The following is a 5,162-nucleotide window of genomic DNA, read 5'->3' on the forward strand; positions in this document are numbered from 1 at the left end:
GCACAGGCCGGTGAGGGCGATCACGCCGGACTGGCGCGCGAGAAAGGCGCGGTCGGCCTCGCTCTCCAGGCYCTGCATCGGCGCAAGCACCAGGTAGCCGACGACCGAGCGGCCGTGGCGGATCGGCAGGCGCGCGGCATTCTCCGGGTCGACCTTGGCGCCGACCACGTGCGCACCGTGCGCGTCGACCACGCCCAGGCGCTGGAAGATCGAGTCGGCGGCCTCGCGCGGATCGGGAAAGAAGCCCAGCGGCGGTGGCGGCGGAAAGCGCCGGGGCAGCAGCTCGAGCTGGAGCGAGGGCGCAGGAGGCGGCGGGCGCGATCCGTTCTCGGGGTTGCCTTCGGGGCCGTTGCCGTTTGCGCCCGGCCCGCGGTTCTCGTACCAGGGCGGGAGCTTTCTTTCGTCGGCATTGCTGGCGCCGTCGAGCACCGCGGCGAGCCGGCCCATCTGCAGGCGCTGCCAGGCATCGTCGTTGCCCTGCAGCTTCTTCCAGTCGCCGTTGGCCGCATAGTGCTTGAGCAGCAGCTGCGAGAGCCAGTCCATGCGCCGGATCTCGATCTCGGCCACGTAGGAGCCGAGGCCGCGCTGCAGCGCCACGATGGAAAGCCCCGCGAAGCTGAGCAGCAGCACGATCAGCAAGGCGGCCAGCGCCAGGAAGATCTTCCTGGAAAGTGTCAGGCGCGGCATGGGCTCGAAGGAGGCATGGCCGCATTCTGCGGCATGCGTACGGGGCGGGAATGCGTCATGGAGGAGCGGCCGATCATGGCCGCGAATCGAGGAGGAAATTGGGAGAACCGCTCTCCCACATTTCTCCCGAATCGAACCGCACGATGCGTGCCATGAACCCGCTCACGCACCGATGTTCCCCGAAGAAGAAGGCCTGGCAGGCCCTCGTGGCCCCCGCGCTCGCATGGGCGAGTCCGGGGTACTGCGCGCCCGCGCCTTCGCCGTGGTCCTGGACCGAACTCTGGTCCGATCCGGGGATGGACGCGCTGTTGCTGCTGCTGGCCGCGCTGTTCTGGGCGGTGGCCCATGTCTGGGCGCTGCTGGTGGTGTGGGCGGAAGCACGCGCCACCCGATCGGGCGGGACCGGCACCGCCACCGAGCCTCCGCGCACATGAGCGCCGTCTGGCACGTCCGCGCCGAGGCTGCGGAAGACCACGGGCCCATGCTGGCGCAGCGCCTCCTGGGGTTGCTGGCCGCCTGCGGCCTGGTGGTCGGCGCCGTGGTGGCGGCGAGCGGCGGATGCGTCGCGGCCGGCCGGGTCCGCGCGGGCAGTTCGGCGCTTTCCACGCTGGCGCCGATCATGTCCACCGACAGCCGCGCCGCCCGGCCGCCGCGCGAGCTCTGCGCACGCGCTCAGGCCGGCCGCTCCTCGAAGGCAAAGCCGACCCCGTAGATCGAGCGGATCCAGTCGTGCGCGGGCGATGCGGCGGCGAGCTTCCTGCGCAGGTTCTTGATGTGCCCGTCGACTGCGCGCTCGTTCACGTCGAGCGCATCTGCAAACGCCGCCTCGAGCAGCGCGGAGCGCGAAAACACCCGGCCCGGCTCGCGTGACAGCGCCTGCAGCAGGTTCAGCTCGCGGCCCGTGAGCGCGAGCAGCCGCCCCTCGATCCTCACGCTGTGGGCGCTGCCGCCGAAGGCCACCGAAGGCGAGGCCATGGCGATGCGCTGGCGCTGCGCATGGCGGCGCAGCACCGTGTTCACGCGCGCCACCACTTCGCGCGGCGAGAAGGGCTTGCACACGTAGTCGTCGGCGCCCAGGTCCAGGCCGCGCAGGCGATCGGCCTCGCGCGTGCGGGCCGTCAGAACGATGATCGGATGGTCGCTGTGCGAGCGCACCTGCTCCAGCACCCGGAGGCCGCCGATGCGCGGCAGCGCGGTGTCGAGCAGCGTGAGCGCCGGCGGCGAGCTGAGGATGCGGTCGAGCACCGCGGCGCCATCGGCGATGTGCTCCACGTCGTGGCCGGCGCGCTGCAACCCTTCGCACAGCGCGGCGGCCATCTCGCGGCCTTTTTCGGCCAGCAGGATGCGGCTCATGGAGGGGTGCTCCGCTTCAGAACGAGGTGCCGATCTGGAACTGGAAGCGCTGCGTCCGGTCCGCCGCAATGCCGTTGGCTTCGTCGAGCTTCTGGTACACGAGCGGCACCGCATAGGCCAGGCGCAGCGGGCCGAGCGGAGAAATCCAGCTGATGCCCACCCCGGCCGAGGCGCGCAGGCGGTTCTGCGCCTTCCACTGCGCATCGGTCATGCTCGCGGTGCGCTCGGCAAACACGTTGCCGGCATCGAAGAAGGTGTACAGCCGCAGCGACCGGTCGTTGCCCGCGCCCGGGAAGGGCGTGCTGAACTCCATGTTGAAGATGGCCTTGCGCGTGCCGCCGAGCGCACCGCCCGTGACCGCATCGACCGGCCCGAGCGAGTTCTGCTCGAAGCCGCGGATCGAACCGAGCCCGCCCGCATAGAAGTTCTTGAAGATGGGGTACGTGGTGCCGCCCAGCGCCTTGGCATAGCCGAGCTGGCCGTTGAGGGCGAGCGTGTACTGCTTGGACAGCGCGAAGTACTGCTGGTACTGGTAGGTGCTCTTCAGGTAGCGCAGCTCGCTGCCCACGCCCACCTCCAGGTTGGCGCTCTGCAGCCGGCCGGTGGTGGGCACCAGCGCGCTGTCGCGGTCGTCGCGCGCCCAGCCGATGGTCGCGGGAATGCCCACCATGTTCCTCGATGCGCACACCACGCTTGGCGCCGTGCCCGTGCACTGGAAGTAGTCGAGGTAGGCCTGCGGCGTGCCGGTGTAGACGTAGGAGCCGTCGACCAGCGTGTAGGCGCCGTTGGTGCCCGGCGTGAAGCTGTAGCGCTCCACGCCGATGCCCAGGTAGACCGTGTCCATCTCCCCGAGCGGCAGCCCGAAGCGCACCGAGCCGCCATCGCTCGCGAGCTTGTAGTTGCCGTCTGCCTGGTAGTAGGGGCGGGTGGTGGTGTGGAACACATTGAAGGTGCGCGAGATGCCGCCCGGCGTGAAGTACGGGTCGGTGGCCGTAAGGGAGATGGTGCGGTTGTACGAGCTCGTGTTGACCTGCAGGCCCAGGTAGTTGCCCGTGCCGAACACGTTCTCCTGCGTGATGCCGAAGCTCAGCGAGACCTTGTCGGTCGACGAGTAGCCCGCGCCGAGCTGCAGCGAACCGGTGGGCTTCTCGGTCACGTTGATCGCCAGGTCGACCAGGTCGGGCGAGCCCGGCACCTCGGTGGTCTCGATGTTCACGTCGGTGAAGAAGCCGAGCCGGTCCACGCGGTCGCGCGAGAGCTTGATCTTGTTGCCGTCGTACCAGGCGCCCTCGTACTGCCGGAATTCGCGGCGGATGACTTCGTCGCGCGTTCTTGCGTTGCCCCCGATGTTCAGGCGCCGCACATAGGCGCGCCGCGAGGGCTCCGCCCGCAGCACCAGCGTGACGCGGTTGTTGTCGCGGTCGATCTCCGGCTCTGCCTTGACGCGTGCGAAGGCATAGCCGAAGCTGCCGAAATAGTCGGTGAAGGCCCGGGTGGTGGCGTTCACGTCTTCGCCGTTGTAGGGCTGGCCGGGGCGGATCGTCACGAGCGACTTGAACTCGTCTTCGCGGCCCAGGTAGTTGCCCGCGAGCTTGACGCCGGCCACCGCGAACTTCTGCCCCTCGGTGATGTTGACCGTGAGCGTGAGCGTCTCCCGGTCCGGCGACATGGCGACCTGCGTGGAGTCGATGCGGAACTCCAGGTAGCCGCGCGTGATGTAGAAGGAGCGCAGCGTCTCCAGGTCGCCGTTGAACTTGCTGCGCGAATACTGGTTCGACTTGGTGTACCAGCTCAGCCAGCCGCCGCTGTCCTGGTCGAACAGGTCGAGCAGGGTGCTTTCGCCGAAGGCCTGGTTGCCGACCACGCGCACTTCCTTGATGCGCGCGGACTCGCCCTCGGTCACGCTGAAAGTCAGGTTGACGCGATTGCGCTCCAGCGGCGTCACGGTGGTGACGACTTGCGCGCCATAGAGGCTGCGGCCGATGTACTGCCGCTTGAGCTCCTGCTCCGCGCGGTCGGCCAGCGCCTTGTCGTAGGGCTGGCCCTCGGCCAGGCCCACGCTGCGCAGCGCCTTCTGGAGCGCGGCCTTGTCGAACTCCTTGGTGCCGACGAAGTCGACGTCGGCAATCGACGGGCGTTCCTCGACGATCACCACCAGCACGCTGCCGTCCGCGTCGATGCGCACGTCCTTGAAGAGGCCGAGCTCGAACAGCGAGCGGATGGCTGCGCTGCCGCGCTCGTCGCTGTAGGTGTCGCCCGCCTTGATGCCGAGCGTGGCAAACACCGTTCCGGGCTCCACGCGCTGCAGGCCTTCGAGCCGGATGTCCCTGACGGTGAACGGATCGGCGGCCCAGGCGGGCGCGCAGGCGACCGAGAGAAACATGGCGGCACGGACGGTGGCGGGCTTGGAAGGATTCATCGCCGCATGGTCCCCGCCAAAGTCGGAGAAATCTGGGATGCCCTGCGCCGCGCGGTGGCGTGCCGCAGGCGCCGCTACTGCAGTCCGATGCCTGCCGCTGCGGCAGCGCCCGCGCCGTTCCAGCGCGTGGAGATCTGCTCGCTTCTTTCTCGGCAGTTCTGCATGTGGTCGTCGAGAGAAAGGCTGCCCTGGATGTCGAGCAGGCGCTGCGCAGTGCGGTCGATGGCGTCGGCATCCAGCAGTGGATAGCTGCGCGCGGTGCGGCCGTTGTTGCGCACCAGGCGCGCAATGTAGGGCAGGTCCTGCTGGGTGATCACGGCGGCGGGCATCACGCCTTCGAGTTCGACGCCCTCGCAGGGCAGCAGCACGAAATACTGCAGCCGCAGCTCGTCGCTCAGCAGGCTTCGCAGCTGCGTGGTCTTGCGGCCGCCCTGCCAGGCGGGGTCCTTCACCTCGCGTGCCCGGCTGCAGCCCTGCAGCCGCAGGAACCAGCGCGGCGGCGCCGCCTCCGATTTCTTGCGGTAGACGAAGGCATTGCGCCAGGCCTTGATCTCGAACAGGTAGACGCCGGTTTCGCACACCAGCACCGCATCGATCATGGCGGTGCGCACCACGCTGCCCTCGGGCATCGGGATGATCAGGTTGCGAAGAATGCGCAAATGGGAAAAGGCCGGGCTGAATGCGCTGGCGAGCTGCTGCACAC

5 protein-coding genes and 1 pseudogene are annotated in these 5,162 nt (G+C 68.9%); 2 read left to right on the top strand and 4 right to left on the bottom strand.

From position 1 onward, the window contains the following. A pseudogene (locus AC1DOC_RS18380) lies at positions 1-687 on the bottom strand (ATP-binding protein); the annotation flags it as partial. Between the two features lie 143 nt (positions 688-830). On the opposite strand from AC1DOC_RS18380, the gene AC1DOC_RS18385 reads away from it, so the two are divergent. Next, the gene (locus tag AC1DOC_RS18385) at positions 831-1,121 is read left to right on the top strand and encodes a hypothetical protein (RefSeq protein ID WP_436311526.1); all 291 of its coding nucleotides are present in this window, start codon (positions 831-833) and stop codon (positions 1,119-1,121) included. Further along, complete coding sequence (locus tag AC1DOC_RS18390) at positions 1,118-1,399, top strand: hypothetical protein (protein WP_478080308.1); 282 nt, start codon at positions 1,118-1,120, stop codon at positions 1,397-1,399. Before AC1DOC_RS18385 ends, AC1DOC_RS18390 begins: the two co-directional genes overlap by 4 nt. Here AC1DOC_RS18390 and AC1DOC_RS18395 read toward each other — a convergent pair. From AC1DOC_RS18395 to AC1DOC_RS18405, 3 genes are all read right to left on the bottom strand, one after another. Then, positions 1,360-2,040, bottom strand: coding sequence for a response regulator (locus AC1DOC_RS18395; protein ID WP_015867029.1), 681 nt, complete (start codon positions 2,038-2,040; stop codon positions 1,360-1,362). The genes AC1DOC_RS18390 and AC1DOC_RS18395 overlap by 40 nt on opposite strands. 16 nt (positions 2,041-2,056) lie before the next feature. Beyond that, a complete protein-coding gene (bamA, locus tag AC1DOC_RS18400; protein ID WP_478130227.1) occupies positions 2,057-4,459 on the bottom strand; it encodes an outer membrane protein assembly factor BamA in 2,403 nt (800 codons plus the stop codon). A 74-nt stretch (positions 4,460-4,533) separates the two neighbouring features. Further along, the gene (locus AC1DOC_RS18405) at positions 4,534-5,160 is read right to left on the bottom strand and encodes a nuclease-related domain-containing protein (RefSeq protein ID WP_478130228.1); all 627 of its coding nucleotides are present in this window, start codon (positions 5,158-5,160) and stop codon (positions 4,534-4,536) included. Positions 5,161-5,162 lie beyond the last annotated feature (2 nt).

Source organism: Variovorax sp. 01T439_2, from assembly GCF_056398445.1.

Excerpts from the sequence above, each read along its gene's own strand:
- AC1DOC_RS18385 (WP_436311526.1), top strand. The coding sequence starts at position 831 with ATGCGTGCCATGAACCCGCTCACGCACCGATGTTCCCCGAAGAAGAAG.
- AC1DOC_RS18390 (WP_478080308.1), top strand. The coding sequence starts at position 1,118 with ATGAGCGCCGTCTGGCACGTCCGCGCCGAGGCTGCGGAAGACCACGGG.
- AC1DOC_RS18395 (WP_015867029.1), bottom strand. The coding sequence starts at position 2,040 with ATGAGCCGCATCCTGCTGGCCGAAAAAGGCCGCGAGATGGCCGCCGCG.
- bamA (WP_478130227.1), bottom strand. The coding sequence starts at position 4,459 with ATGAATCCTTCCAAGCCCGCCACCGTCCGTGCCGCCATGTTTCTCTCG.